This is a genomic window from Phenylobacterium sp., assembly GCF_030651185.1.
In the GTDB taxonomy this organism is placed as follows: domain Bacteria; phylum Pseudomonadota; class Alphaproteobacteria; order Caulobacterales; family Caulobacteraceae; genus Phenylobacterium.
On record NZ_JAUSCJ010000013.1, the window covers coordinates 74688 to 98340 of the forward strand.

Here is a 23653-nt window from a genome sequence, read left to right on the forward strand (position 1 = left end):
CCCCTCAGCGGCTTCCGGCCGCGACAATGTCGAACACCGGGCGGCCGATGCGGCAGGCGGTCGGCGCCGAGCCGCCGGAGAACCGCACGCGGAACATCCGCCCGGTGGTCCTCAGGTCCACCCGGTCGGCGCCGGGGGCCATGCTGTAGGCGCCGTTCGAGGTCTCTTCCCCCTGCGGCGTGAACCGGCTGATGACCGAGACCGAGACCGGCCCGACCTGATCGGCCATGTCGGGCCACAGGCCGCGCACCATCGCCGTGGCGTTCTCGTCAAGGCACTGGTCGGCGCTCTCCACGAACCAGGAGAAGGCGCCGCCGTCGGCGCTCTGCCCGCGCTCATGCCAATGGGCCGCGCCATTGGGGTCGACCCCGATCGGATACTGCGACGGCCCGGCGTCGACCATCGCGGTGCGCGCCATGATCCCCCGCGACCAGGCCCCATCCATCAGTGACATCAGCAGGTAGCGGCTGTTCTCCGAACCCTCGCGGGCGTCGGGGTAATCGAACCGGATCTCGCTGAACGACGAGGATGACGAGGCGACGATCTTGTCGCCTTGCGACGCCGCCAGATTGTCGGCCAGGGCCTCGCGGATCGCGCACGGCAGCGGCTCCACCGACCCGCCCAGCCCGTAGCGGTAGAACTGCAGGTCGGGGCCTAGCCAATAGGCCTGCTGCCCCACGACGACCGCGGCGTTGGGGCCGATCAGACCGCACTTCTCCCCCACCCGGTCGAACCGCCAGGGCTGGGCCAGGGACCCCACGAAGTATCCCAGGAACAGCGCGTGGCTGGTCCAGATCAGCAGGTTGGGCCCGATCACCCGGCCAGCCACGATCCGCCCGCCGCCCGGCAGGATGTACTCCCGCGCGGTGGTCGAGGGCCCGGTGATCCACTCGGTGTTGTTGCGCACCGACGAATGCCGCAGGCACAGCGGGTTGAAGGTCCCCGAGACCTCCTCGTCGCACCCCAGCGCGAACACCTGGTCGGTGAGCGCCACCAGCATATGCGTCACCCGGGCCGGCGCGTTGCTCAGCGGGGCCGCCGGGGCGCCGGTGTTGTTGGTCCAGGCATGGATCGCGCCCCCGCGCGGACAGGCGATGAGATTCTCCCCCCACGCCCCCAGCGACCAGGTGCGCGGGAAATAGTCCCCCGACGACGGCTCCGACCAGGCGCCGGTCGAATAGGCCCCGGTCCCGTACCCCTGCCCGCCGGTTCCATCCACGAGGCCGGCGGTCAGGCCGGCGGGAGTGATGTCGTAGAGACCGCCGCCGAGGAACACCTGCAGCCGGCTGTGGGTGCCGAAGGCGACGTTCAGCACCGCGGCCTTGTCGGTCCAGGGCAGGACGTCCCGGCAGACGCCGGTCAACGGCGCGTCCACCAGCCGCTCCCAGCCGCCGATCACCTGGGGTCGGCCCCGCCAGAACCTAACATTGGACCCATCCGCCCAACGGCCCGCAGCCGCAAAACGGGTGTCGTCCGCCGAGAGCCCCGGCGGGATGTCGAGGGGTATGCGCATGGGTTGGTATCGCTTTCCTCGCGGTCGGGTTGAGCGGCGTGGTGCGGAGCCGTAAGCTGCGGCAATGAAGGTCTCTGCGCCGGTTCGGCCCTACTATTCGGAAAAGGGCGCCTCTACGGCGTTCTATGATTTGGTCACGGCGGGTGACGCCTCGCTCGCTGGGGACACAGACCTCTATGCGAGCCTTGCTCCGGCTGGAGGTTCGATCCTCGAACTCGGGGCAGGAACTGGCCGAGTTGCTATCGCGCTCGCAGAACGCGGCTTCCACGTTACGGGTCTCGACCTGGCGCCAGCGATGCTGGCCCAGGCCAACGCCAAGCGCGCGGCTTGCAATCCCGATGTTGCGTCGAGGGTCCGCTTCGTCCAAGGCGACATGACCTCGTTCGCGCTTCAGGAGCGGTTCGACTCCGTGATCTGCACCTTTTACGCTCTGGCCCATCTCCCGGTCGGAGCGGCGTGGGCGAACACGTTCAAGGCGGTCGCACTTCACCTGGCTCCAGGAGGAACTGCGGCGTTTCATTTGCCCGTAGCGGCGAAGATGGGCTCTGCGCCCCCACCTCCAAACATGCCGGTCTTTAGCCAGCCGACCGCCGATGGTGGGACCCTTACCCTCTTCGTAGCCAAGCAAACGATGATGGAGCGCGTCGGTCGGATGGACCTCGTCCTGCGCTATGTGGTCACCGGCCCCAAGGGCGTCCGAGAAACCCTGGAACGTCTGACTTTGTATTCAGGCGACCCGGAACCCTACGCGGCGGCTTGCGGTCTGAGCAGACAGCAGGACCCGGTCAGCCTGGGCGATGACGGGTTCGTCCACCTGTTCGTGCGGGATTAGCCCCCCTCACGAACAATTACGAGGTAGCCCGCCGCTCCCCCAAATCCGACACCTGACACGCCACCACCACCGCCCGGGCTAGTCGGCGGCGCACTTGGCGGCGTGCCGCCACCACTGAACAGGCCGCTGGATCCAGACGCGCCACCGTTCACTCCAATCCTATTTCCACCGCTCACATTTATGTCGCCGCCGATCGCCGTTCCGCCTGCGCCCCCATCTTCGCCCTTCACACCACCACCAGCAGACACGACCCCCGAGGCGAGGGTGACCGTCGTTGCTGCGCCGGTGTCGTTGGCGAGCGTCGGGCCGCCAACCGTTACCGAAACGATCTCTCCAGACCGGACTGGCGCAACCTTCTGCGCGTGAGCGCCGCCCCCGCCGCCTCGGTTCATTGAGCCGAAACCCCCACCCCCAGAGCCCCAAAGCACAAACCGGTACCGCCCGGTCTTCGGGCACTGCCAGTTGTAGCTCCCCGCCGCATAGGTCCGGACGTAGTTGGAAACGACGGGGGCCGAGGCCGCCTTGCGCGGCGGGTTCATCGCGGCGGCGGGGCTCTGAAGCCCCTTCAGGCCCGGACGCATCAGTAGTCGCCCCACTCGGCGGCGAAGACGACGCCGGTGTTGCTGACCCCGATGGCGACATAGAGCTCGGCGCCGGCCAGCAGCACCATCGGCAAGTCTTCGCTGTAGCCGAAGTCGGTCGCGATCTGCCCCGTCGTCTGGGCCACCGTATAGGCGGCCATCAGCACCGAATTGATCAGCTTCTTCGTCGTCCCGGCGTCATACGAGACATAGAGCTGCAGCTCGGTGGCGGTGTTGGTCGCCCGCGCCATCGCGGTGATCTTGGTGACCCGCGCGCCGTTCGGCCCCGCGGTCAGCAGCTTCTGGGTATTGGCCGGCGTGTCGGAATAGGTCGAGTTCGCCGTCGTGCAGACCGCGACGCCGGACTTCGGCGTCTGGGGCGTGATGACGTAGTTGCCGGTGACGGCCATGGCTTGGCTTCCTTAGAACAGCAGTGAGAAGGCGATCGCCCGCGCGTTGGTCGCCGGGGAATAGTCGGAGATGTCGGCGACGGTCGGCGCCTTCGGGGCCCAGGCGACGCCGTCGCAGAACAGCGCCTTGCCGGCGTTGCCGGTCACGGCCGGCAGCGAGCCGGTGGCCGCCAGGACGGCGGTGTCGATGTAGCCCTTCAGTCCGTACCCGGCGTAGCCAAGTTCGGCGGCCTGGGCGCCGTCGCAGAACACCACCACCCGGGCCCCGGCGTCGACGACCACCCCCGCCCCGACCCCGGTCGTCACGGTCACGGCGGCGGAGCAGGCGTTCCAGATCAGATAGGTCTTGCTGACCGACGGGATCGTCACCGCGAACGGTCCGGCGCCGGTGAACTTCAGCAGGGCGGCGCGGGCCTCGTCGTCGCCGTTGGAACTGGTCAGCGCATGGTCGCCGGTCAGGGCGATCACCGTCAGGCCGGCGATCGCCGTGTCGATCCGGCTCAGCACGTTGTTCAGCTTCGGCGCCCCCCAGGTGTTGAGGTTCTCGCCGGCCGCCTGCAGCTCCAGGCGCAGGCGCGGGGTGTAGGAGGAAGGCATCAGAGGGTCGCTCCCGTGTCTTGCCGGATCCAGTGGACCCCGTCGGAATGGGCCAGGATGTTCAGGTCGCTCACCAGCAGCACCGTGCGCGGCCAGTTCGCCGCGGGCGGCAGGGCCGCCTGGGCGCAGGCATAGATCGGCGTCGGCGCCTCGGGCGCGCGCCAGGCGCGGACCGCCGCCAGCAGGTCGTTCAGCACCGGCCGCAGGTTGGCCGGCGCATCCGGCGGCAGGGGAGTCATGCGCCGCTGGCCAGCAGCAGGGGTTCGACCCCCAGGGTCGCCAGCGCCTTGCCCCGCGCCTCCTTGGCGCGGGCCTCGGCCAGGGCGGCCTCGAACCGCGCCATGAACAGCGACAGCAGCTCGGCGTCCCGCAGATAGGGCGCGGCCTCCACCAGGGCTCCGAACAGGTAGAGGTCCGGATAGTCCGTCAGCACGGCGTTGCTGGGCTGGGCCTCGGACAGGGCCAGCCGGCCCACCATCCGCAGGGTCAGGCCATAGGCCCGGTCGCAGGGTCGGTCGAAGGCGATGGCCCCGGCGTTCAGCGTCCAGGCCTGGGGGGCGCCGGCGGTGGCGCTGATCGTCAGCGAGGCCGGGTCCATGAAGCGCAGCGGCGTCCGCCCGCCGGAATCCAGGATCCAGAGCGCGATGGGCTCCCGGAACGCCGCCGGCAGGCTCACCGTCCGGAGGCCGACCCCGGCGGTCAGCGCTTCCTCTGCCTCCATCATCCGTAGACGGAGCACACGGTTCAGCCGCGACTCCGCCAGGGCGATGAAGTCCCCTGTCCGGTCGGCCAGGTCGCCGCGCTCCAGCCAGTCGGCGATCGCGGCCTTCAGGTCGGCATAGGTCGAGAGCGCCATGCGCGGGTCCCTCCTCAGTGGAATTTCAGGATTTCGGCGGGCGGCGGCCCGCGTGGCCGGCCCGCAAGACGACGGGGCCGCCGCGGGGCGGCCCCGCGCGCCCTAGTTGTTGGCCAGGCGGCAGGCCAGCTGCGGCCGCAGGGTCTTGAAGCCGTACAGGACGTCCAGCCGGCACGGGAACTTGTCGTTGTTGATGTCGTACTGGCGCACGATCCGCATCGAGATCCCGTCGAAGGCCTCGCGCGCGGCGAAGTCCACGCCGCGCGGCATCACCATGTCGGCGGTGGCGAAGGCGAAGGCGCTCTGGTGGTAGGCCATGGACAGTCCGTGAGGGGTCGAGGCCGTGCCGGCCACGGTCAGCAGGGCTGCGGCCGCCGGCGAGTTCGAGACGTTCTGACCCGCCCCGCTGGTGATGATCGCCGGGCTGATCTGCAGGGTCGACAGTCCCGAGCCGTTGGAACTGGCGTCGGCGGTGACCACGAAGCTCTGGAGCACCCCCGTGGGCTGCTTGGTCTCCGGGTGCACGCGGAACACGCCCGCGATGGTGAACACGTCGCCGGCCTTCAGCACCGCCTGCGAGGCGGTCCAGCCGCTGGTGGCCAGGCTCGATCCCGTCTGGCTGGCGGTGCTCACCGCCGGCGTGCCCGGACGCGCGCCGGGCGTGTGCGACGGCCACAGGGTGTTCTCCATGAAGTCGAACCCGGCGGTCCGGCCCATGAAGCCCTCGCGGTATTGCTTGGTCAGGTTGGTCTTGTCGTTGAACAGGCCCTTCAGCGCGTCCACCAGGTCGACATTGTCCTGGGTGTTGAGGTTGCAGGTGCGGCTGGCCAGGGGCGCCAGGTTGTCCACCAGGATCTTCCGGCCCTGCAGGATCTTGGCGAAGGTCGCCGGCGCGCCGGGACTGCTCACCTGATTGTAGACGTCCTTGTACATCGACATGGCGTCGGCCTCGATATTGGCCGCCAGCACGCTCATGGCCGGCTCCAGAACCCGGTCGCTGAAGTCGTCCAGGCTCATGGTCAGGTCGACCGAGGTGAAGTTCAGGTCCACCCCCTTCTGGGTTTGGACCTTCAGGTCGACGCTGGTCTCGGTGGTGTCCTGGGCGGCGAGCGTCGAGCCCGTCCGCACGACGTACTGGTTGGGCAGGCGCACCTTCAGGGTGTCGCCCACCTTGGCGCCCTGGCGGGCGAAGCTGTCGTCGTACTCGCGGGTGATCGACCCCACGAAGTTCAGTTTCTGATGCAGCACGCGCAGGGCTTCGCGCGTGACCGCGGTGGGGGAAAGCAGGGTGTTGGGCAAGGTCTGGCGTCCTTTTCAGATGGCGCAGCGGCCGTCGGGCGCGCTGCGCACAGGTTCATGGGAGGGCGGTCCGCGGCGGCGGTCCTGGCTGGGCCAGCGCGCGGTCGCGTCCAGGGGCGCTCACGGCGGAGCGCAATCTGTCAGGCGTGACTCTCGCAGGGAGTTGGTCACGCGGGTCCGGGAGAGGGAGAGAGCCGCCGACGCCCCACAAGCTCTGAGAGCGACCGGAGGCACTGTCGGCGATCGCCAGGCTGGCGGTTGACGTTTGGCCTGTTCCCGTCAGCTTGGCCGCAACGAAAAGAGAACTTGATCGGTGAAATGGACAAGGAACCGGTTGGCCGCTCCATGAGCCGACGATTGCTGCGTCGATATGGAATTCCGGGCGCGCTGCTGGTGCTGGGATAGATTCCCACGCCGCTTTTCGTTGCGGCGCCCATCGCCGTGCTGTGTTCCGAGCGCCATCTCTTAATCTCGTTTTCTACCTGTTGAAGCAGGGTGGCGATAACGGCGAGGCTTTGGGGGTCATCTTCATCTTGGTGGGTCCCAGGGTGGCCCTGCCGTTGGGGGCGGGGCTCGTCGCCCTGCCGGTGGCGCTCTTCCAAAAGCGCGCCCCGGGGCTGGAGCCGCCCGTTCCTCAGTACCCGGAGTAGCCGGGCAGCATGGGTATCTGGGTCGCATTGCCCAGGCCGACTGACAGGCGGGAGAGCAACCGTCCTGGGGCGGTGGAGGCCTTGGCCCTTTTCGGCGCATCCGCCAACGAGGTCCGGTTTCGAAGGATCAGCTTGTCGACGCTCGCCATCCCTATCGCCCCTTCAGCGCCTGTTCGTTGCGCCGGCGGATCCATTCCCCCGTCGCCATCTCGTCGCGCACGCCGCCGCCGGGGACCGCCGCCCCGGTGACCGAGATCGCCGGCCGCACGGCCTGGGTCTGGGCCAGGGTCCTGGCCGAGGCCTGCTGCTTCTCCAGCTGCTCGCCCAGGTGGGCGCGGTGCAGGATCTTCCACAGCCTCGGATCGGCGATCTCCCGCAGCTCCTCCAGGGTCACCCCGAAGGCGCCGGCATATTCCACCAGCTTGGCGGCCACCTCGGGCGACCAGCCGTCGATCTCCTGGCTCAGCACCCGGCCCGTCTCGGCCAGTTGCGCCGCGGCTCGGCGCTGCGCCTCCAGCCGGCCCTGCTCGGTCCTGTGGGTCAGCGACCAGGCGAACTGCTCGCGTGCCTGCTGGGTCTGGGTGAACTCCGCCCAAGCCGCCTGGGCGCCCTGCGGGTCGGCCTGTCCGTACGCCTCCCAGTCGACGCCTTGATAGGCCTCGAGCTGCTGGTCCAGCAGGTGCAGCTGCGCCCGGTCGCCGATATCGGCCTGGGCCAGCTCCACCTCCTGTGCATGGGCCCGGCGCTGCGCCTCCAGTGAGCGGCGATGCTCCCCCAGTTCCTGGGTCTTCCGGGTATAGTCCCCGTGCATCAGGAACGCGCCCTTCAGGGCCCGCGGGATGCGGTAGACCTGCCCGTCGTGCTCCACCTCCTCATGGTCGTCACCCTCGAGTTCGCCGGGCGCCTGGGCCCCGGCGACCTGCGCCAGGACGCCAGCGTCCACGGCCAGATCGGTCGCGTCTTCGTCTCTCATGATGTCCTCAGGATGATCGGCCCACTCGGGCCGGTGATGACGCACGCGCAGAGCCGCTCACCGGCGGTCCCATCGCGTGGATCGATAGAAGCCGAGGCGCTCACCGGACAGGCGGCGGCTCGCAAGCGGTTCGGAGGCTCAGGACGCACTCTCGACCAATGACGAAATCATCGCAAAAACGCGCGAGCCCGTCAAGAACAAATCAAGAACAATTCAGACCTGCTGACGCCCCTCCATCGCCCGCATCCTGTTGGTCTCAGCCTCGAAGGCCTCGATCTCCAGCTTGCGGGCCTCGTGGGCGCGGTCCTGTTCCAGGGCGGCGATCTTGGCGCCGGCGGCCTGCAGCGCCTGGGCGAGCTTGGCCATCTGCGCCTTGGCCGCCTCCACCTCTGGCGTCGCGCCACGGGCCTCGCCCGGCACCATGGCCGCCAGCCGTCCGGCGATCTCGTCGGCGCCGGGCCAGTCGAGGTTGCGGGCCAGCAGGTCGCCGATCACCGGGGCGGCCGGCGGATAGGCGCGGATCAGCTCGATCATCTGGGTCGCCGCCTCCTCCCGGCGGCTGGTGAAGCTCGGCCCCGACTTGACGGTCAGGTCGTACTTGCCCGCAGCCAGGTCGTAGATGCGGGTGATCTTCCGCGCCTGGTCGGCCGGGTCGGGCGCCTGGAATTTTTGGTTCACCGGCGCCAGCCTGGCCTCCCCGCCCGGCCCCAGCACCCGCACCACACGCGGCGCGGAATAGACCTTGGGGATCAGGTCGATGAGGATGCGGCCGGCATGCCGGATCGCCCGGCTCAAGTTGTCGATATAGTGGAAGGTGGAAACGTCGCCTTCCCGCTGCCGCGCCATGATCGCCCGCCCCGAGGTCTCATTGGACCGCGCCCCCAGGCTGGCGTCGTGCAGCCCCATGATCGACTTCATGTCGTCGCTGGCGTTCAGCGCCTCCTGCAGCGCGCCGGCCGGGACGCCGCTGAAGGGCTGGCGCATCGGCGGCTCGGAGCCGTCATATTCGATATAGGCGTGGGTCTGCACATTGGCCGTCGCCCACTTCGACGCATCGGTCTCGAAGGCTCCCTTGCGACCGATGAACGGCGCCTTCGGGGCCAGCGCCACCAGCTCGGTCGACGTCGTGCGCCAGTAGTTGAACATCCGCTGCGGGTCCTTGGCGTCGCGCACCAGGCTGCGCAGCCGGCGCTTGCCGTCGACGTGCAGTTCCTCGCCATAGACCGGCACGATGGGGATGAACCGGCCCGCCCAGTCGACAGTCTCCAGCACCTCGGCGCCGTTCATGATCGCCTGCACCACCTTGCTGGAGGCCACGGCCCGCGGCCGCCCGATGACGCTCACCCCCAGGGCGTCGAACATCGCCTTCTGGGCCTCGTAGACGGAGCGCTCCACTACCTGGCCATCGGACAGCGCCAGCAGGGTCTTCATCACCGCCTCGCGCCGCCAGTACTCGGCCACCATCACCCGGTCGCCCTCCAGCCAGGGACCGCCCAGCCCGGCATAGGAGTCGGCGCTCCAGTCGACGGCGTCGGCCCCCTTCCAGCGCGCCTCGAAGGCGGCCTTGGGCAGGGTGTCCACCACGAAAGCGGTGTTCCAGTCGGACGAGTCGGCGGCCGTCGAATGGGGATCGCCATAGATGCTGAACGGGTTGGCCACCCGCTCAATCACCAGGTCCTGGTCGAAGCTGTCCTCGCCGGCATAGCGGGTGTTGATCCGGAAGTATCCGAACCCGCCGGTCACCGCGAAATCCAGCGCGGTGTCATAGGCCACCTCGGCGTCGCTGGACTGCTCGATGTTGCGGATCAGGCCGTTGAAGATCTCGGCGGTCTCCGGGTCGGCGCCGTCGTCCACGGGATGGCAGCTGATCGCCGGCTTGTTCTGCCGCGCGTCGTTGACCACCTGGCGGATGAAGGCCGGCAGCCGGTTGATGGTCAGGCAGGGCCGCCCGTCCAGCTCCCGGTCACGCCGCACCTTGTCGGGCCATTGTTCCCCCAGCCGGGCGAAGCGGATGTCGTCCAGCGCCTCGCGGCGGTTCTCTGACTCGTGCTCGCAAGCCAGGTCGAACGCCTCACGGGCGTCCTTCAGGATGTCTTCGGTTTTCATGCAGGATCCTTCGGCCCGCGGCGCTCGGCCCACGGGTCGCTGAAGTGTCGGAAGGGAGGCGCGGCTCAGGCCGCGGGGTCGGCCGGCTTGACGCGCCGCGCCAGGATCAGGCCCGTCACCACGGCGAGCGCCGCGGCCGCCAGGCAACCGACCGCATACGGCATGTCCGGCGCGCCTCGATGGACGGCCAGGGGAATGGCCACCTGGACGCCGGTCAACACGCCTCCGGCGATACAGACGTAGGGTGCGGCCGGAAGGCCGGCCAGCAGCGTGCCGAACGCCGCCAAGGTCGCGAACATCGGCAAGGCCAGGCCGAACCCGTCGTCGAGCATGTGCACGCCCACATAGACCAGGATGTAGGCGCAGGACGCCAAGGCGAGATAGGTGGTCACGTCCTTGCGCATCTGATCTCCCGCCCTGGGCGCCGCCGCGAAGGTCGACGCCGCGATGCTATCCAGGTCATCCAAGGTCGTCACCAGTGTTTCGGACGCTGTTTGGGAGCCATGGACTCCATCGTCCTGTCCCCCACCACATAGGTCCCCGCTCCCAGGGTCACGCCATCGGCCGCGGTGAGTCCACCGCCCGTCACCCCGGTCACGCCCCGCAAGGCGCCAAGCCCCTGTAGGCCGCCGCCGCCGATCGAGCTCGCGGCGATCAAGGCGAGGTCCCGGGCCACCCCGGGAAGGTTGATGTTCCGGGTCCAGCGGCCGAAGTCGAAGGCACCCGTCGTGGTCCACCCGGGAACGGGATGGAGCTTCCCATCAGGGCCCGGCTGAAAGACGTCGGTGCGTTGGGAATCGAGGGGCCGCCGCTTCTGCGGCGCAGCAGCCAGGAGGGGGCGGTTGGAGGCGATCAGTTGGTTCGCGCGAACGCGGTGTGCGGGGGTCGGCATGGTCTGTCTCCTTGAGGAAAGGGCCTCACCCCATCCAGTTCAGCCCCTGCGCCCGCGCGCTCTTCGGCCGCGCCGCGCCCTGGCGGTTGACGGCGAACTCGCCAAAGGCGTCGGCCCCGTGGCTGGCGGCGTCGTGCAGCGGCCCGACGAAGCTGCGCGTCGCCGCGCTCCAGCGCTTGCGATAGGCGCCCAGCCGGTCCAGCCCCACGGCGCACTTCTCGGCGTCGAACCAGGTCAGCGGGATCATCAGCCGCGCGGCGTTGATCCGCTCGTCCGGCCCTTGCGCCGTGCCCACGCAGATCGGCCAGACCCCGAGCCCACCCAGGGTCTCCAGCCGCGAGCGACCGCCGGCCCCCAGCTCACGAACCATCACGTCGTGCGGCAGGTGGTGGGTCCCGTAGACATAGGGCTTGCCCGACAGCGCCTGGGCGACGATGGCGTCCAGCCCCTCGCCGGAGGTCTCGAAATAGTCGATGGCGCGCACCTCGCGCCCCACCTGCTGGAAGAACCAGATGGCCGTATAGTCGTCGATCCCCAGGTCCCAGGCGGTGTCCACCTTCAGCGCCGGGTCGTGCGGCACGCGCCCGATCCGCCCGGCCGCCTCGGCTTCCCGCAGCGCCGCGCCGTAATAGGCGCCGGGCGCGGCGGCGTCGAAGGCCACCAGGTACTCGGTGTCGAACTTCGCCTGTCCCTCCGCCTCCGATCCCGCCTCGGCGATCAGCTCGGTCCGCTCCACCGCCAGCTGCGCGGGCGTGAACACGTCGGTCTCCGTGGCCGGCGATTTCAGCGTGAACCAGGCCGGATCGGCGGCGCGCACCTCGAAGGCCCGCGTCGCATGCCCCCGCCCCCGCGGCGTCCAGATGAACAGCGCCCAGCCATCGCTCTCCACCAGGATCGGCCGGATGTAGGTCCAGGCCTCCGGCTTGGCGAGCGCCCACTCGGAGAACACCACCCCGCGCACCGAGGCCCCCACCAGCCGGTCGTAATTGTCCGAGCCCAACACCTGCCAGACCGCCCCATTGCGGAACTCGATCTTCATCTCCGCGTCGACGGTCCTGGCGCGGAACCCCCTGGGAAAGGCCTCGTCGATCCGCTTGGCGCCGGTGTGCGGGTTGACCGCGTCCCAGATCGCCTTGCGCCCCTGGGAGGCCTCCGGCAGCAGGTGCCAGTAGGTCCCGGGGTTCCTCACCACCTGGGTGGCGGTCCAGTGCAGGGCCACCTCGTCCTTGCCCCACCGCCGGTGCGCCACCACGTCGGCCCGCTTGCCGCCCTTCTGCAGGTAACGGGTCAGCGGCTTTTGATACTCGCGCGGCTCCCAGCCGCCCGGCACCCGCAGGTTAAGCTCAGAACTCGACCACCTCGACATTGATCACCACCGCGTCCGGATGTTCCTGGTTGATGCGCGCGCCATAGGATCGCGGCGCCAGCTTGGCGGCCTGCCACTGGCGGCTGGCGATGCGCGTCTTGTCGACGGCCAGGGTTTCGGGCGTCGCGCTGTCGGCGATCTCCCGGACTTCCTCGAACAGTCGGTCGGCCTGGATCTCCCGGGCGTTAGCGTACAGGGCAACGAACTCAGGATGTCGTTTCAGCCAGTGATAGATGGTCGAGACCACCGGCATGTCCTCATCCTCGCAGATGCGGATCAGGGCGCGGCCCTCCGCCAGCCTGCGGCAGAACTCCACGGCGGTGTCGAGGTTGTAGTGGCTAGGCTCCCCGCCCTTGTGCGGGCCGCCGCCGGCCGCCAGGGCCAGGGCGTAGCTCTCGGCGAAGTCGGCCCGGCGCTTGAGCCACTTGAGCACCCCCGACTGCGACGGCATCCCGCGCCGCCGACAGATGGCGGCTAGGCTGTGGCCCTGGGCGGTGAGATCGCAGATCGCCTCGGCGATCTCCTGCGAATAGGCGACGGCCAGCGCCGCGGGCACGGCGTCGCGCCCCGGCTCCGGGGGATCGGTCATGTCGGATAATCCTGATGTTGAACGCCCTCCCCGACCTGGGGAGGGGCAGACCGCGACAGCGGTCGGGGTGGGAAATACTTGCCGCACTCCCCCAGCCGTCCGGCGTTCCGCCGTCCACCCTACTCATGAAGGGGAAGGAGAAAGCTCAGTCGGCGCTCAGTAGTGATACCGGCACTGGGCGATCTCCAGCTGCTGCGTGGCGCCCGCGCCCGTCACCCGATAGACCAGCCGGTCCTCCAGCGTGATCCGCCGCGACCACCAGCCTTGAAGTTCGCCGCGCAGCGGCTCCGGCTTGCCCGTCCCCTTGAAGGGGGAGCGCGTGCATTCCTTGATCAGGCCGTTCAGCCGCTCCAGCGTATTGGCGTCGGCCGCCTGCCAATGGAGATAGTCCTCCCAGGCCCGGTCGGCGAAGACCAGCCTCACGGCGCGATGAGCTCGCGCTCCGATCCCTCGCCGGCCTCCAGCTGACGCACCGCCTCGGCCAGACGCTGTGCATTGGCCGGGCTCGACATCAGATGAAGCGTCTCCTCCATCGCGTTCCAGTCGGCCAGCGACACCATCACCACCGACTCCCCGCGCTTGCGGGTGACGACGACCGGCGCCCGGTCCGCGACGACGCGATCCATCACCTCCTTGAGGTTGGCGCGGGTGTCTGAGTAGCTGAGCACGTCCATGAGGGCCTCCGGTATATGTACAATATCGCGTACAATAGAAGTTAGGGCAAGATCAGCCTCCTAGGAGGACTCCATTGGCGCCCGAGGACACTTGTCGAGATCCGGATCGATGGCGCGTCGCCAATCCTCTGGCCAACCCTCCCTGATCGAACGGTCACTATCGGCGAGTAGCAGCAAGAACCTCCCCAAGGAGGAACCGACGGCCCACCGGGGTTGATGGAAGCCATATTCGTGATCGAAGAAATAGACGGCGGGCGTCGCATCGCCGGACGACGGATCAAGCGCGTAGACGTTGCCGCATCCGTCGCTGAAAAGCGGCGCGGCCTCGGCTGGGAATAGATCGAGGACGATCGTCAGGTCGGATTCCCAACGGCTCATCCAGGCGTTCCACCACGGATTGTAGCTCGGGAATTCCCCGATTTCGGCGATGTTCTCCCGGTAGAAATCTTCGAGACCCGACGGAAGCGGCCGGCCCAGCAATTGGCTGACAAAGACAATGACCTGGTCCGACTGGTCGAGCTTCAGCCGCTTCAGCCCGCCGGCCTCTTCGAACCTGCCGAGCGGCCTCCCGGACGGATACTTTCATATCGGGCCCTCATTCCGCCCTTCGGCCGAGAAGGTGGCCCACCCGGAGCGCGGCGGCGTCGCGGGGCCGGAAGCCCGTCCCGCGCCTCAGACGCAGAAACAACCAATGACGAGAATGTAGCGAAACTGCGCGACGTCGTCAAGAACAAAACAGGAACTTTTAGAGCCGCCGCGCCATGTGCAGATGCGCGGGCATCTCCATCTCGATGGCCCCGCCGCCCTCCCGCACCGCCTGGACCACCGCCGCCAACAGGGCCTCCAGCCGCTCGGGCCCAAGCGCGCGGTAGTCCGACCGGGTCCGCAGGTAGTCCGCAAAGCCATCGGCCGTGTAGGCCCGCGTCGCGCGATAGACCCGGTGCTCGGCCGGCCCGAACAGTCCGCTCGCCGCCAGGCCTTGCGCGAACGCCCCGTCCGGCCAGTACCACCGCTCCGGCGGATCGACCCAGAGTTCGGGCGCCAGACGCGCATAGATCGGTTCTAGGACCCCGAGGTACGCCGCCGGCGGCGGCTCCGGCACATGGGCGAAGCAGGCCAGCACCCCGCCCGGGGCCATCACAGCGGCCGCCTTGGGCAGGGCCACCATCGGGTCGATCCAGTGGAAGGCCTGGGCCGAGACGATCAGCCGGTAGGCCGACAAACGGGGCGCCCAGTCCTCGAAACTCGTTGTCGCGAAATGCACATGGGGGAAGGCCGCCAGCCGGCGCCGCGCCACCTCCACCAGATCCGGTCCCGGATCGAGGGCCAGCACCCGGCGACCATAGAGCGCGAGCCCCCGCGTCGCCTGCCCTGTGCCACACCCCAGCTCCAGGATCGCGTCCTCCGGCCCCAGCCGCGCCTGCGCCATCAGATCGACGAACAGCGCCTCAGGATAGCCCGGCCGGTGGGCCTCATAGAGCTCAGCCACCTCGTCGAAGGACCGGGCCAAGTGCAGGGGAATATCGCTCATGTCGCGGACGATCCGGGATCGAGCCCGGTCAATCAAACGACATCTCGCACGCATTCTTGTGAGCTGAACTCACAATTCTCCACCCGGCGCAGCCGGCCACGTTTCACATTAAGCCCCTGGAAGCGCCCCCGTTCGTGGGGTTCGTGTGGTTCGTGGTTCCAAGTCTTCACGCCGCGACGCCGCAAGGCCGACCAAGATTGTCCACGAACCACACGAACCACACGAACAGGTTCGCCCCATTGCCTTCACCAGTCCCCCGCCCTACCCCTGCCCGCAACAAGGCACACGGGACGGAGACGAGACATGGACGTTCGGGGCAAGATCGTTGTGGTGACCGGTGCCGCCGAGGGCATCGGCGCGGCGCTCGCCCGCCGCTTCGCACATGAGGGCGCGGCCCACGTCGCCGTCGTGGACCGCAACGAAGCCGGCGCGAAGGCTGTCGCCGCCGAGATCGGCGGGAGCGCCTACACCGTCGACGTCTCCGATGGCGCCCAGGTGGCCAACCTTGTCGCCGCCGTCGAGGCCGCCCACGGACGCATCGACCTCTTCTGCGCAAACGCCGGGGTCGGCGACGGTGACCCGGACCGCGAGAACGCGGTCTCCTCCCCCGACGCCGTCTGGGCCCGCGCCTGGGGGGTCAATGTCATGGCCCACGTCCACGCCGCCCGCGCCGTCCTGCCCGGTATGATCGCCCGTGGCGAAGGCTACCTGCTCAACACCGTCTCGGCCGCGGGCCTGCTGTCGCAGATCGGCGGCGCCGTCTACTCGACCACCAAACACGCCGCCGTGGGTCTCGCCGAAAGTATCGCCATCACCCACGGCGACCAGGGCATCAAGGTCTCCATCCTCTGCCCGCAGGGGGTCGACACCGCCATGCTGCGGGCCGGCGGCTCCGGCTCGCCCCAGAGCCTGGACGGGGTGCTCACCCCCGACGAGGTGGCCGGCCACGTCATCGAGGGCCTGGCTGCCGAACGCTTCCTGATCCTGCCGCACCCCGAGGTGCTCACCTACATGCAGCGCAAGACCGCCGACTACGACCGCTGGCTGGGCGGCATGCGCCGCCTGCGGGCCAAGGTGATGGGAACGGCGTAGGGGCCCCAAAGCGAACCGTCGCCTGCTCCGGCCTCACCGTGTGGTGAGCGCCTCCACGGGCACATTCAGCCGGTAGACAAACCCGCCTGGCCTGTAGTCGAGTTCGACCTGGCCCTTCAGCTGTTGACCCAGGGACGTGATCATTCGCGTTCCGAAACTCTTGCGCGTCGGTTCAGTCACCGGCGGCCCGCCGAACTCCGCCCATTCCAGCTGAAGGCGCGCGTCCTCGACGTGCCAGTCCAGACGGACCTGTCCCGATGGAAGCGAGAGGGCGCCGAACTTCGTCGTGTTGGTGCAGAGCTCGTTCAAGGTCATGGCGAAGGCGATCACCGAGCTGGACGTGATCCGGATGTTCTCGCCGGAAATGACGAAGCGGCCGCCCCCTTGGTCAAAGGGTTCGACGGCGCTGCGGACCGTGCTCTCGATGGTCGCGTTATCCCAGCTCGCGCGGGTGAGAAGATCATGCGCCCGCGCCAGGGCCGCGAAGCGTCCGTCGATGGCCGACCGGGCGTGGGCCATGCTGGTGGCCGTCCGCAGGCTCTGGTCGGTAATCGCGCCCACGGTCGCCAGCATGTTCTTGATCCGGTGGTGCAGCTCGGCGTGAATGAGGTCCTGCAGCTTCCCCGCCGCATCACGCTCCTCGGCCTCGATCCCCGCCTGGACCAACAGGGCGGTGGCGTCGATTCCGGCCTGTTCCAGGGCCAGCTTCAGACTGTCGTTTTCGGTGGTCAGGGCGTCCTGAAGCGGCTGGTTCTCATTGATGATCAGCTGCTGCTTTTCGGTATCCAGAACGGTCTTCAAGAGCAAAGCCTTGGCGTGGGCCCCGGCCTGCTGAAGCTGATAGCGAAGCTCCTTGTTCTCCTTGGTCAGGGAGCCGTTCTCGGCCGAAAGCGTCGGCAACACCTTCAGGGCGCCGCTGCCGATCATCGCCTGGAGCTCCAGGACCATCTGATGGATCTCAAGCGGCTTGGGGAAGAACTTGCTGTCCTGCGGCTTGTCGGAGTCATCAACCGCGATCTGGCCAGAAACCAGGATGATCTTGATATGGGGCCAGCGGGTATGCACCAGGTGGGCAAGTCTTAGCCCGTCCATGCTTCCCGGCATTTGAATGTCGGTGAACAACACCGCTACGTCATCGCGCGACTCAAGGACCCGAATCGCCTCGTCAGCATTGACGGCTTCTATGGGAATGAACCCGGCGTCCTCAACGATGTCCACGGCGCGCATCCGGAGCATCAGCTCGTCTTCCACAACCAAGACGACGAACGGAGGAATGGCTTTTTTCATCATGAATCCAAAGCGTGGCTGAGGCGTCGCAAGCGCTGGCCGCATCGAGACACCGCGCAGCCATGCGCCTCTTCCCGGGGAATAGCGCGCTGTTTGTGCCCCGACCTCCGCCCGCACCGGGCCGTCGTGGAGCTTGGCGCCCTGCGCCATGAAGTGAGCGCGGGGCGGGGCTGAGACATCGGCCGCCCAATCCCCACGGTCGTTGTGCTAACGAGACGCGGCCCTCGACGACTTGCTCAAGTCGTGGATCACCATCCCGACCCCGTCACGGACGTCTGCGCCTGCCGCCGGCGTCCTCCCCGAAACCGAGCCGAGTGACCCATCGCTATGGATAAAGTGCCTATGACGGTTCAGGGCTATCGCGCCCTGGACGAAGACTTGAAGCGGCTCAAGACCATCGATCGGCCCGCCGTGACCGTCGCGATCGGCGAGGCGCGCCTCCACGGCGACCTGAAGGAGAACGCCGAGTACCATTCCGCAAAGGATCGGCAGGGGTGGATCGAAGGACAGATTGTTCAGATTGGCGACATGATCGCGCGCGCGCAGGTCATCGACGTCACCAAGCTCTCCGGAACCCAGATCAAGTTCGGCGCCACCGTCTCGGTGATCGACCAGGATACAGACGACCAGGCCCGCTACCAGATCGTGGGTGAGCATGAGGCGGACGTGAAAGAGGGCCGCATCTCGATCACCTCCCCCATCGCCCGCGCCATGATCGGCAAGGAGAGCGGTGACGTCGTCGAGGTGCGAATTCCCGGTGGCTTGAAGGCGTACGAGATCACCAAGGTGGAGTGGGTTTGAGCCGCGAAGCCTCCGAACGGAGATGCATCACGAACGGTCGAACCGCTGAGTCCTTGATGCGCCAGCGGCGGAAGTTGGCGTTCGGCTCACAGGCGGACATTCAAAACAGCCTAGAAATTCCTGTACCCGCGTGGAGGCTCGCAGGCCTTCCCGTCACCGTCGCCGTCTTGCTCGGACGTGTAGCCAGGCGACCAGATCGGGATGTTGTAGACGCCCGCCGCATGGGCCGCGCGACAGCTCGGGAAAGGCTGGTCGACCTTGGGGCCAGGCAGCACCCGCTGCACCCTTGGCCAGAGGTCGGGATAGATCCTGTTCACGCCGACTGCGATGACCACAACGCAGCCCAGCCAGTAGACAATCAGAAGGCTTCGCCCCAGATCACCAAGCCTCCCGCGCGCCTGGGGCCAAAGGCGCGCTCTGGGCGCAGCCGCGCGGAATCTGCTCCGCAGCCGGATCAGCCGTTCCTCGCTGCCATGACCTTCGAGCCGGCGCGTGCTGTTGTGGTGAGCCGCCATGCGCCCATCCTGTCCGGCAATCACCAACCCGGACTGAACAGAGAAGGTTAGCGCCGCGCGCAGGGGAATTGGGCGGCTTTGCGCCAGGAGCGGAAGTTGGCGCGGCGCCAAGAAGCGGACGATCACCGTGGGCCACCGCCGATTCCAATTCATCGGTGAACGCTGCTGGGCGGAAGTAGGTAGCTCTTGATCGCTGGAAACGAATCAAAGCACGTTAACAGCTCACATTTACCCTCTCGCCGCCCCCATGGGTGGAGACCACGAGGGGCGAAAAATTGTGCCTGCATGCCTGCTCGCTGCGAAAATCGTAGGAGCTGGAATGGCGGACCAAAGACCCTCTAAAGCGAACACCCTCCGGGTGAAGATTGCACGTTTCATCGATGCTGAGGCGTCAGGGCCATGGGGCATCCTGGGCGTGGTGGTTATCATCGCGCTGATGGCGGCGCTGGCCTACTCGCCGGTCGCGGGTGGTCTCTTCGGGCTGTTCTGATGACGCCGGCAAACCATTTTGGTCCGTCGTGCGCCAGGAGCGGACGTCGGGATTACGTCGGGAAGCGGACAATCCCCGCCGGATCGCCTGTGGACAAGACCGATGACGGCGCTGTGTAGAGCGGAGAGCACAACTTATATGCGGAGAGTGTCCGCAATCGCCGGGGTCGAAATTGTCGAGAGTCCTCCCTTCGAAGGTGCATGCTCACCTCCGCCATCTCGAAGCGCTCTACAGGCGCACGGGCAGAACAGCCCTGGCCGGCATCATCGGCTCCTCCACCTACTACGTGGAAGAAGATGCCGAGTACGACAACTGGAACGGCGGTACGTACGGTCATGCGGTCAAGCTCTACCTGCCACCGGACCGTTTCCTCGAGGTTGACCTCGATGAAGCCTCCGCACTGGGCGAGCAGATCCGCGACGACCTCAACAAGCTGGCGAAGTCCGCAACCAACGAGTGGTACTGCGCCGTCTACTTGGAACTGCAAGACGAGGGCGACGTCGAGTTCCAGATGGCAACCCCGTTCTCCGGACGGCGCTCCGTAGATCCGTCGAGCGTCGCCTTCTGGAGACCCGGTCACGCCCGTGTTTTTATCAGTCACCGCGATCAGCATAAGGCGGCGGCCCGCGGGCTGTCAGATGCCCTCGAGCCCTACGGCGTCTCCTGCTTCGTCGCACACGATACGATCAAGCCGATGACCGAGTGGCGGGCCGAGATCATGAAGGGCTTGCAGACCATGGAGGTCATGCTGGTCTTCCTCACCGACGACTTCGACGAAAGCGTTTGGACGAACCAGGAAGTCGGCTACGCGCTCGGCACGCAGATCCCGATCGTCAGCTTCAAGCTCGGCCGCAAAGACCCTCCCGGGTTCGTCTCCAATCAGCAGGCGCTGAAGGGCAGCCTCGACAGTCCCGCAGCGTCTGCCGCGGATCTGTTCCGCCTCATCGCAGATGCGCTGGGCCGTCGGGAGCGCCTCCAGGAGATCACCATCCAGAGCTTCTTTGAAGCTCCGTCCTTCTACGATGCGAAGGCCCGCTTCGATCGGATGGCGGAAATCGTCGACAAGCTGACGGACGCGCAGCTGGCGGCGATCACCGACGCATTCCGGCGCAACGATCAGCTGCACGGCGCCATCTATCTGGTGAACCACAACAACAGGCTGCTGAAGTTCCTGGAGCGGGCCACGGGGAGAAGGTTCGAGTTCGCAGGCCGGGAGATTCAGGAGCAAGGCGCGACCAGAGAGGTCGCATTCTGACGGCGGTCAGGGAATTACGGTGACACTGCATGAAATAGGTCGTCCGCCGCACGTCCTCGCGCCTAGCCAGCGCGGCCCCTGAGGACGATCGGACTGAGTTTCTTAAAACAGCGCCACCGAAACTCCCGATGCGCGGTGTCGAACCCGTTCGTGAGGTTCGTGAGGTTCGTGGACAATCTTATCAAACCTGCCGGCTACGCAGCTTCAAGAATTGGAACCACGAACCTCACGAACCCCACGAACCGATCCGATCCCCACTCCCGCGCCATTGCGGTGACGCCGCCTGAAATAGAGCGCGCCCTGACGGGCGATCAGATCGAGCTATCTCATACGCCCCGCCCCCTACCCCGGCATCGCGACCGCCGCCGTACGTCCCCGGATCATCTGGATCTGCCCCCGCTCCTCCAGCTCCAACGCCGCGTCGAAGCTCATCCCCTCCAGGGTCGCATCGAAGGTGCGCTTGGAGATGCGCAGGGCGTCCGGCCCCGCCTTCAGCATGGCGGTCGCCAGGCGCTCGCCCTCGGCGGCCAGGGCCTGATCGGGGATCACCTTGGAGACCAGGCCCACGCGATGCGCCTCCTCGGCGTTCATCGGCTCGCCGGTCAGCAGCATCTCGCGGGTCCGCGAAATCCCCATGGTCCGCTGCAGGCGCCAGCTCACCGCCAGCTCCGAGCCCGACAGCCCGATCTTGATGAAGGCCGGATGGAAGGCCGCGCTGGCCCCGGCCACGATCACGTCGGCGGCCAAGGCTATGGCCAGGCCGCCCCCGGCCGCCGCGCCGTGCACCAGGGCGATGATCGGCTGCGGGCAAGCGCGCATGGCCTTCAAGGTGTCGCGCAGCATCCAGTCGCCATTGGGCCCGTCGCGCAGCCGGTCGGGCTGGCCGCCGGCCTTGAGGTCCGCGCCGGAGGAGAAGGCGCGGCCCGCCCCGGCCAGCACGATGACCCGGCACTCGGTGTCGCGCCGCCGGGCCTCGAAATAGGCCAGCAGGGCGTCCGACAGCGGCTGGTTCAGGGCGTTCAGCCGGTCGGGCCGGTTCAGCGTCACAAAGTCGGTCTCGCCCCGACGTTCCACGAGCAACACATCTTGATCCGCCATGCCGGCCTCCCTGCCCTGTTCCGCCCGAGTGGCCCGGGCCTTTGCGCGATCAGGCACGGGAGTCCTAACGGAAGTCACCTTGAATATCAGGGGGCCGGGTCACGCCCCCGGCGCGCCGCCCTCGTCGGCCAGCAGGTCGAGCGCCACCTCCAGCACCGCCTCCAACCGCCCGGCCTCGCGGTCGGTGCGGGCGGCCTCCCGCGGGGTCAGCTCTTGGCCGCACACCAGGTCGCAGGCGGCCAGCAGGGTCGGATGCTGGTGCAACCGGCGGCGATAGAGGGCGAGCTTGGCGGCGGCCACGGCCCGCGCCTCGGCCTGGGCCAGCACCTCGGTGAGCGGGGTCCCCTGCGGATTGTCGCCCTGCTTGATGTCCAGGCTCGACCCCAGGGCCGCCCCGGCCCCCGCCCGGCGGTAATAGGTCCCATAGCGCTCGCCCGCCCGCTTCTGCTGATCGTTCAGCCGCCCTTGCCGGACCAGCCACTCCAGCCCGGCCTGCCGGCGATGCGGTTTGCGCGGGGGCGCCTCGATGGCCGCGCCGCGCGCCGCCGAAAGGGCCACGCTCTCGGCGATCCCCTGACGGACGGCCAGGGCCTCGGCGCGGGCCCTGCCCCGCCGCTCCAGGGCCAGCAGACGCTCGCGCTCCAGACGCGCCAGATGGGCCGTGCGGCTCATGGGCGCGGCCCGATCATCGGCAGGCAGACCGCCACCCCGTCGCGGCCGATCCGCCGCTCGGAGAAGGCCCAGAAGCCCCCCGCCGCCAGCACCGCCGCCACATGGGCCTCGTGCCGCGCGAACTTCGGCAGCTGGTTGTCCCCGCAGCCCCGCGCCGTGCGGGCCCGGAACAGCTTCTCGAACCGTCTGGCCTGCCAATCCTCGAGACCCAGCTGTGTCCTGGCGCGGAGGGGAGACGTCCCACTTTGACGTAGGGCCGCGTAATCTTGCCCGTCGGCGGGCCTTGGTATGGCGTTTTCCCGTTGCATTCAGAAACTGTATAGAACATACAGGGAACGAGCAAGATGAACCTGTATTTTCTGTACAGACTTTCCACTTTAGGTTTCAGGGCATGGACGAACGCTGCCAACGCCTCCGCGCCGCCCGCACCGAAAAGGGCTTCGACACCGCCGCGGCGGCGGCCGAGGCCTTCGGCTGGAACCGCAACACCTACGCCTCCAACGAGAACGGCAACGCCGCCTTCTCCTACCGCAAGGCCAAGGAGTACGCCGCCGCCTTCGGGGTCCGCCCCGAATGGCTCTATGACGCCTCGGGCGCCATGCGGCCGGGCGCGGGGCCGGGCCTGGTCAAGGTGATCGGCATGGTGGGCGCCAACCCCGAGGGGACCATCCTCTACGCCACCGGCCAGGAGGCTGACGACCTGGCCCCGATCCCGCCTGGGGGCACGGAAAACGCCGTCGCCGTCCAGGTCTCCGGCCACTCCATGCGCGGTCTCGCCGACGATGGCGCGCTGATTTATTTTGAAGACCAACGCACGCCCCCCACCCCCGACATGCTGGGTCACGTCGTGGTGGTGGAGACCGACACCGACGAGGTCCTGGTCAAGCGCCTGCTGCGCGGCAGCGAGCCCGGCCGCTTCGACCTGGAGAGCCTGGCCGGCCCCACCCGCCACGACGCCCGGCTGCGATGGGCCGCCCACATCACCGCGATCATCCCGCCCTACCAGGCGCGCCGGATCATCATCCGCGGCTAGCTCGCCCCCAGGTGGTCCGCCTGGGCAAGAAATCTCAGATTCGCCTTGGCGAAAAACTGTAGTTTTTATACATCTTCACGATGGAAGATCACCATCCCGAGTTCATCAACCTGCTGATCGCCGAGCGCGCCCTGGATCGGACGCGGTGTGACGGGAGCGCGCGGGAGGCGCGGCGCGCCAGCGGCGTCGCCTGGTCGGGCCTGGCCCCGGCGCCCTCCGACCGCCGCACGGAGGCCGATCTCCTGACCGCCGCCCGCGCCAAGCTCGCGGCGCGACGCCAGTGGCGCGACAGCGCCCAGGGCCGCTTCGTCAGCGCGGTTGCTCAGGTCCAGACGGCGGCGCGGAACCTCCATGCGGGCGGCGAACGCGCCCGCCAAGCCGCCGCCCGGGGTTTTCAGGATGAAGCTGAGACCTGCGAGGCCATCGCGCGCGACCTGCGCCGCCAGGCCCTGGCCCTGATCGCCGGTGTCCGCGCCGCGCGGCGCGCGGTTCGGGATCTGCCGCCTTGACCCCTCTACCGCCGGATTATAGGTAGTTCGAC

28 protein-coding genes are annotated in these 23653 nt (G+C 68.0%); 7 read left to right on the forward strand and 21 right to left on the reverse strand.

What is annotated here, in order from left to right; genetic code table 11:
* Positions 1–4 precede the first annotated feature (4 nt).
* On the reverse strand, positions 5–1513 hold the full coding sequence (locus Q7J39_RS05450; protein WP_304821234.1) for a hypothetical protein: 1509 nt from the start codon (positions 1511–1513) through the stop codon (positions 5–7).
* 64 nt (positions 1514–1577) lie between these two features.
* Between Q7J39_RS05450 and Q7J39_RS05455 the strand changes: the two genes are divergently transcribed.
* A complete protein-coding gene (locus tag Q7J39_RS05455; protein WP_304821236.1) occupies positions 1578–2345 on the forward strand; it encodes a bifunctional 2-polyprenyl-6-hydroxyphenol methylase/3-demethylubiquinol 3-O-methyltransferase UbiG in 768 nt (255 codons plus the stop codon).
* 580 nt (positions 2346–2925) lie between these two features.
* On the opposite strand, the gene Q7J39_RS05460 is transcribed toward Q7J39_RS05455, so the two are convergent.
* The 15 genes from Q7J39_RS05460 to Q7J39_RS05530 all read right to left on the reverse strand — a co-directional run bounded on the left by Q7J39_RS05460 (position 2926) and on the right by Q7J39_RS05530 (position 14869).
* The gene (locus Q7J39_RS05460; RefSeq protein ID WP_304821238.1) at positions 2926–3336 is read right to left on the reverse strand and encodes a hypothetical protein; all 411 of its coding nucleotides are present in this window, start codon (positions 3334–3336) and stop codon (positions 2926–2928) included.
* 12 nt (positions 3337–3348) lie between these two features.
* Positions 3349–3933, reverse strand: a complete 585-nt coding sequence (locus Q7J39_RS05465) for a hypothetical protein (RefSeq protein WP_304821240.1) — start codon at positions 3931–3933, stop codon at positions 3349–3351.
* Complete coding sequence (locus Q7J39_RS05470) at positions 3933–4172, reverse strand: hypothetical protein (protein WP_304821242.1); 240 nt, start codon at positions 4170–4172, stop codon at positions 3933–3935. The genes Q7J39_RS05465 and Q7J39_RS05470 overlap by 1 nt, the downstream gene beginning before the upstream one ends.
* Positions 4169–4789, reverse strand: coding sequence for a hypothetical protein (locus Q7J39_RS05475; RefSeq protein ID WP_304821244.1), 621 nt, complete (start codon positions 4787–4789; stop codon positions 4169–4171). The genes Q7J39_RS05470 and Q7J39_RS05475 overlap by 4 nt, the downstream gene beginning before the upstream one ends.
* 102 nt (positions 4790–4891) lie before the next feature.
* Complete coding sequence (locus tag Q7J39_RS05480; protein WP_304821246.1) at positions 4892–6088, reverse strand: P22 phage major capsid protein family protein; 1197 nt, start codon at positions 6086–6088, stop codon at positions 4892–4894.
* 801 nt (positions 6089–6889) lie between these two features.
* Entirely contained in the window at positions 6890–7711 is an 822-nt protein-coding gene (locus Q7J39_RS05485; protein WP_304821248.1) for a hypothetical protein, read from the reverse strand.
* A gap of 213 nt (positions 7712–7924) precedes the next feature.
* Positions 7925–9817 (reverse strand): portal protein, encoded by a 1893-nt coding sequence (locus tag Q7J39_RS05490; protein ID WP_304821250.1) that lies wholly within the window; start codon positions 9815–9817, stop codon positions 7925–7927.
* A gap of 65 nt (positions 9818–9882) precedes the next feature.
* A complete protein-coding gene (locus Q7J39_RS05495; protein WP_304821252.1) occupies positions 9883–10284 on the reverse strand; it encodes a hypothetical protein in 402 nt (133 codons plus the stop codon).
* A 5-nt stretch (positions 10285–10289) separates the two neighbouring features.
* Positions 10290–10709 (reverse strand): hypothetical protein, encoded by a 420-nt coding sequence (locus Q7J39_RS05500; protein ID WP_304821254.1) that lies wholly within the window; start codon positions 10707–10709, stop codon positions 10290–10292.
* A 25-nt stretch (positions 10710–10734) separates the two neighbouring features.
* Positions 10735–12075, reverse strand: coding sequence for a hypothetical protein (locus tag Q7J39_RS05505; protein ID WP_304821256.1), 1341 nt, complete (start codon positions 12073–12075; stop codon positions 10735–10737).
* Positions 12053–12664: a hypothetical protein gene (locus Q7J39_RS05510; protein ID WP_304821258.1), complete on the reverse strand. Its 612-nt coding sequence runs from the start codon at positions 12662–12664 to the stop codon at positions 12053–12055. Before Q7J39_RS05510 ends, Q7J39_RS05505 begins: the two co-directional genes overlap by 23 nt.
* A gap of 156 nt (positions 12665–12820) precedes the next feature.
* Positions 12821–13087, reverse strand: coding sequence for a Txe/YoeB family addiction module toxin (locus Q7J39_RS05515; RefSeq protein ID WP_304821260.1), 267 nt, complete (start codon positions 13085–13087; stop codon positions 12821–12823).
* A complete protein-coding gene (locus tag Q7J39_RS05520; protein WP_304821262.1) occupies positions 13084–13338 on the reverse strand; it encodes a type II toxin-antitoxin system Phd/YefM family antitoxin in 255 nt (84 codons plus the stop codon). The genes Q7J39_RS05515 and Q7J39_RS05520 overlap by 4 nt, the downstream gene beginning before the upstream one ends.
* A gap of 60 nt (positions 13339–13398) precedes the next feature.
* Complete coding sequence (locus tag Q7J39_RS05525) at positions 13399–13872, reverse strand: SMI1/KNR4 family protein (RefSeq protein ID WP_370690000.1); 474 nt, start codon at positions 13870–13872, stop codon at positions 13399–13401.
* A 211-nt stretch (positions 13873–14083) separates the two neighbouring features.
* Positions 14084–14869: a trans-aconitate 2-methyltransferase gene (locus tag Q7J39_RS05530; protein WP_304821266.1), complete on the reverse strand. Its 786-nt coding sequence runs from the start codon at positions 14867–14869 to the stop codon at positions 14084–14086.
* Between the two features lie 303 nt (positions 14870–15172).
* Here Q7J39_RS05530 and Q7J39_RS05535 point away from each other — a divergent pair, with 303 nt between their 5' ends.
* On the forward strand, positions 15173–15961 hold the full coding sequence (locus tag Q7J39_RS05535; RefSeq protein WP_304821268.1) for an SDR family oxidoreductase: 789 nt from the start codon (positions 15173–15175) through the stop codon (positions 15959–15961).
* Between the two features lie 33 nt (positions 15962–15994).
* On the opposite strand, the gene Q7J39_RS05540 is transcribed toward Q7J39_RS05535, so the two are convergent.
* Complete coding sequence (locus tag Q7J39_RS05540) at positions 15995–17398, reverse strand: HWE histidine kinase domain-containing protein (RefSeq protein WP_304821269.1); 1404 nt, start codon at positions 17396–17398, stop codon at positions 15995–15997.
* A gap of 177 nt (positions 17399–17575) precedes the next feature.
* Here Q7J39_RS05540 and greA point away from each other — a divergent pair, with 177 nt between their 5' ends.
* Positions 17576–18049 (forward strand): transcription elongation factor GreA, encoded by a 474-nt coding sequence (gene greA / locus Q7J39_RS05545; protein WP_304821270.1) that lies wholly within the window; start codon positions 17576–17578, stop codon positions 18047–18049.
* Positions 18050–18159: 110 nt separating this feature from the next.
* Here greA and Q7J39_RS05550 read toward each other — a convergent pair whose 3' ends face one another.
* Positions 18160–18564: an excalibur calcium-binding domain-containing protein gene (locus Q7J39_RS05550; RefSeq protein WP_304821272.1), complete on the reverse strand. Its 405-nt coding sequence runs from the start codon at positions 18562–18564 to the stop codon at positions 18160–18162.
* A gap of 319 nt (positions 18565–18883) precedes the next feature.
* Here Q7J39_RS05550 and Q7J39_RS05555 point away from each other — a divergent pair, with 319 nt between their 5' ends.
* Together Q7J39_RS05555 and Q7J39_RS05560 are read left to right on the forward strand one after the other, a co-directional pair.
* Positions 18884–19054 (forward strand): hypothetical protein, encoded by a 171-nt coding sequence (locus tag Q7J39_RS05555; protein WP_304821274.1) that lies wholly within the window; start codon positions 18884–18886, stop codon positions 19052–19054.
* Positions 19055–19226: 172 nt separating this feature from the next.
* A complete protein-coding gene (locus tag Q7J39_RS05560; RefSeq protein WP_304821276.1) occupies positions 19227–20309 on the forward strand; it encodes a toll/interleukin-1 receptor domain-containing protein in 1083 nt (360 codons plus the stop codon).
* A gap of 342 nt (positions 20310–20651) precedes the next feature.
* On the opposite strand, the gene Q7J39_RS05565 is transcribed toward Q7J39_RS05560, so the two are convergent.
* From Q7J39_RS05565 to Q7J39_RS05575, 3 genes are all read right to left on the reverse strand, one after another.
* Positions 20652–21407, reverse strand: coding sequence for an enoyl-CoA hydratase/isomerase family protein (locus Q7J39_RS05565; protein WP_304821278.1), 756 nt, complete (start codon positions 21405–21407; stop codon positions 20652–20654).
* A gap of 99 nt (positions 21408–21506) precedes the next feature.
* On the reverse strand, positions 21507–22079 hold the full coding sequence (locus Q7J39_RS05570) for a hypothetical protein (RefSeq protein WP_304821280.1): 573 nt from the start codon (positions 22077–22079) through the stop codon (positions 21507–21509).
* The gene (locus Q7J39_RS05575; protein WP_304821282.1) at positions 22076–22387 is read right to left on the reverse strand and encodes a hypothetical protein; all 312 of its coding nucleotides are present in this window, start codon (positions 22385–22387) and stop codon (positions 22076–22078) included. The genes Q7J39_RS05570 and Q7J39_RS05575 overlap by 4 nt, the downstream gene beginning before the upstream one ends.
* A gap of 83 nt (positions 22388–22470) precedes the next feature.
* Between Q7J39_RS05575 and Q7J39_RS05580 the strand changes: the two genes are divergently transcribed.
* Both Q7J39_RS05580 and Q7J39_RS05585 read left to right on the forward strand, forming a co-directional pair.
* Positions 22471–23112 carry a S24 family peptidase gene (locus Q7J39_RS05580; RefSeq protein ID WP_304821284.1) on the forward strand — a complete coding sequence of 214 codons (642 nt, stop codon included), beginning with the start codon at positions 22471–22473 and terminating at the stop codon, positions 23110–23112.
* A gap of 80 nt (positions 23113–23192) precedes the next feature.
* Complete coding sequence (locus Q7J39_RS05585; RefSeq protein WP_304821285.1) at positions 23193–23621, forward strand: hypothetical protein; 429 nt, start codon at positions 23193–23195, stop codon at positions 23619–23621.
* Positions 23622–23653 lie beyond the last annotated feature (32 nt).

What these genes read in the sequence shown, in the direction of transcription:
- Q7J39_RS05450 (WP_304821234.1), bottom strand. Translation starts at nt 1,513, where the DNA reads ATGCGCATACCCCTCGACATCCCGCCGGGGCTCTCGGCGGACGACACC.
- Q7J39_RS05455 (WP_304821236.1), top strand. Translation starts at nt 1,578, where the DNA reads ATGAAGGTCTCTGCGCCGGTTCGGCCCTACTATTCGGAAAAGGGCGCC.
- Q7J39_RS05460 (WP_304821238.1), bottom strand. Translation starts at nt 3,336, where the DNA reads ATGGCCGTCACCGGCAACTACGTCATCACGCCCCAGACGCCGAAGTCC.
- Q7J39_RS05465 (WP_304821240.1), bottom strand. Translation starts at nt 3,933, where the DNA reads ATGCCTTCCTCCTACACCCCGCGCCTGCGCCTGGAGCTGCAGGCGGCC.
- Q7J39_RS05470 (WP_304821242.1), bottom strand. Translation starts at nt 4,172, where the DNA reads ATGACTCCCCTGCCGCCGGATGCGCCGGCCAACCTGCGGCCGGTGCTG.
- Q7J39_RS05475 (WP_304821244.1), bottom strand. Translation starts at nt 4,789, where the DNA reads ATGGCGCTCTCGACCTATGCCGACCTGAAGGCCGCGATCGCCGACTGG.
- Q7J39_RS05485 (WP_304821248.1), bottom strand. Translation starts at nt 7,711, where the DNA reads ATGAGAGACGAAGACGCGACCGATCTGGCCGTGGACGCTGGCGTCCTG.
- Q7J39_RS05490 (WP_304821250.1), bottom strand. Translation starts at nt 9,817, where the DNA reads ATGAAAACCGAAGACATCCTGAAGGACGCCCGTGAGGCGTTCGACCTG.
- Q7J39_RS05500 (WP_304821254.1), bottom strand. Translation starts at nt 10,709, where the DNA reads ATGCCGACCCCCGCACACCGCGTTCGCGCGAACCAACTGATCGCCTCC.
- Q7J39_RS05505 (WP_304821256.1), bottom strand. Translation starts at nt 12,075, where the DNA reads ATGTCGAGGTGGTCGAGTTCTGAGCTTAACCTGCGGGTGCCGGGCGGC.
- Q7J39_RS05510 (WP_304821258.1), bottom strand. Translation starts at nt 12,664, where the DNA reads ATGACCGATCCCCCGGAGCCGGGGCGCGACGCCGTGCCCGCGGCGCTG.
- Q7J39_RS05520 (WP_304821262.1), bottom strand. Translation starts at nt 13,338, where the DNA reads ATGGACGTGCTCAGCTACTCAGACACCCGCGCCAACCTCAAGGAGGTG.
- Q7J39_RS05530 (WP_304821266.1), bottom strand. Translation starts at nt 14,869, where the DNA reads ATGAGCGATATTCCCCTGCACTTGGCCCGGTCCTTCGACGAGGTGGCT.
- Q7J39_RS05535 (WP_304821268.1), top strand. Translation starts at nt 15,173, where the DNA reads ATGGACGTTCGGGGCAAGATCGTTGTGGTGACCGGTGCCGCCGAGGGC.
- Q7J39_RS05540 (WP_304821269.1), bottom strand. Translation starts at nt 17,398, where the DNA reads ATGGCGCAGGGCGCCAAGCTCCACGACGGCCCGGTGCGGGCGGAGGTC.
- greA (WP_304821270.1), top strand. Translation starts at nt 17,576, where the DNA reads ATGGATAAAGTGCCTATGACGGTTCAGGGCTATCGCGCCCTGGACGAA.
- Q7J39_RS05550 (WP_304821272.1), bottom strand. Translation starts at nt 18,564, where the DNA reads ATGGCGGCTCACCACAACAGCACGCGCCGGCTCGAAGGTCATGGCAGC.
- Q7J39_RS05555 (WP_304821274.1), top strand. Translation starts at nt 18,884, where the DNA reads ATGGCGGACCAAAGACCCTCTAAAGCGAACACCCTCCGGGTGAAGATT.
- Q7J39_RS05565 (WP_304821278.1), bottom strand. Translation starts at nt 21,407, where the DNA reads ATGGCGGATCAAGATGTGTTGCTCGTGGAACGTCGGGGCGAGACCGAC.
- Q7J39_RS05570 (WP_304821280.1), bottom strand. Translation starts at nt 22,079, where the DNA reads ATGAGCCGCACGGCCCATCTGGCGCGTCTGGAGCGCGAGCGTCTGCTG.
- Q7J39_RS05575 (WP_304821282.1), bottom strand. Translation starts at nt 22,387, where the DNA reads ATGCAACGGGAAAACGCCATACCAAGGCCCGCCGACGGGCAAGATTAC.
- Q7J39_RS05580 (WP_304821284.1), top strand. Translation starts at nt 22,471, where the DNA reads ATGGACGAACGCTGCCAACGCCTCCGCGCCGCCCGCACCGAAAAGGGC.
- Q7J39_RS05585 (WP_304821285.1), top strand. Translation starts at nt 23,193, where the DNA reads ATGGAAGATCACCATCCCGAGTTCATCAACCTGCTGATCGCCGAGCGC.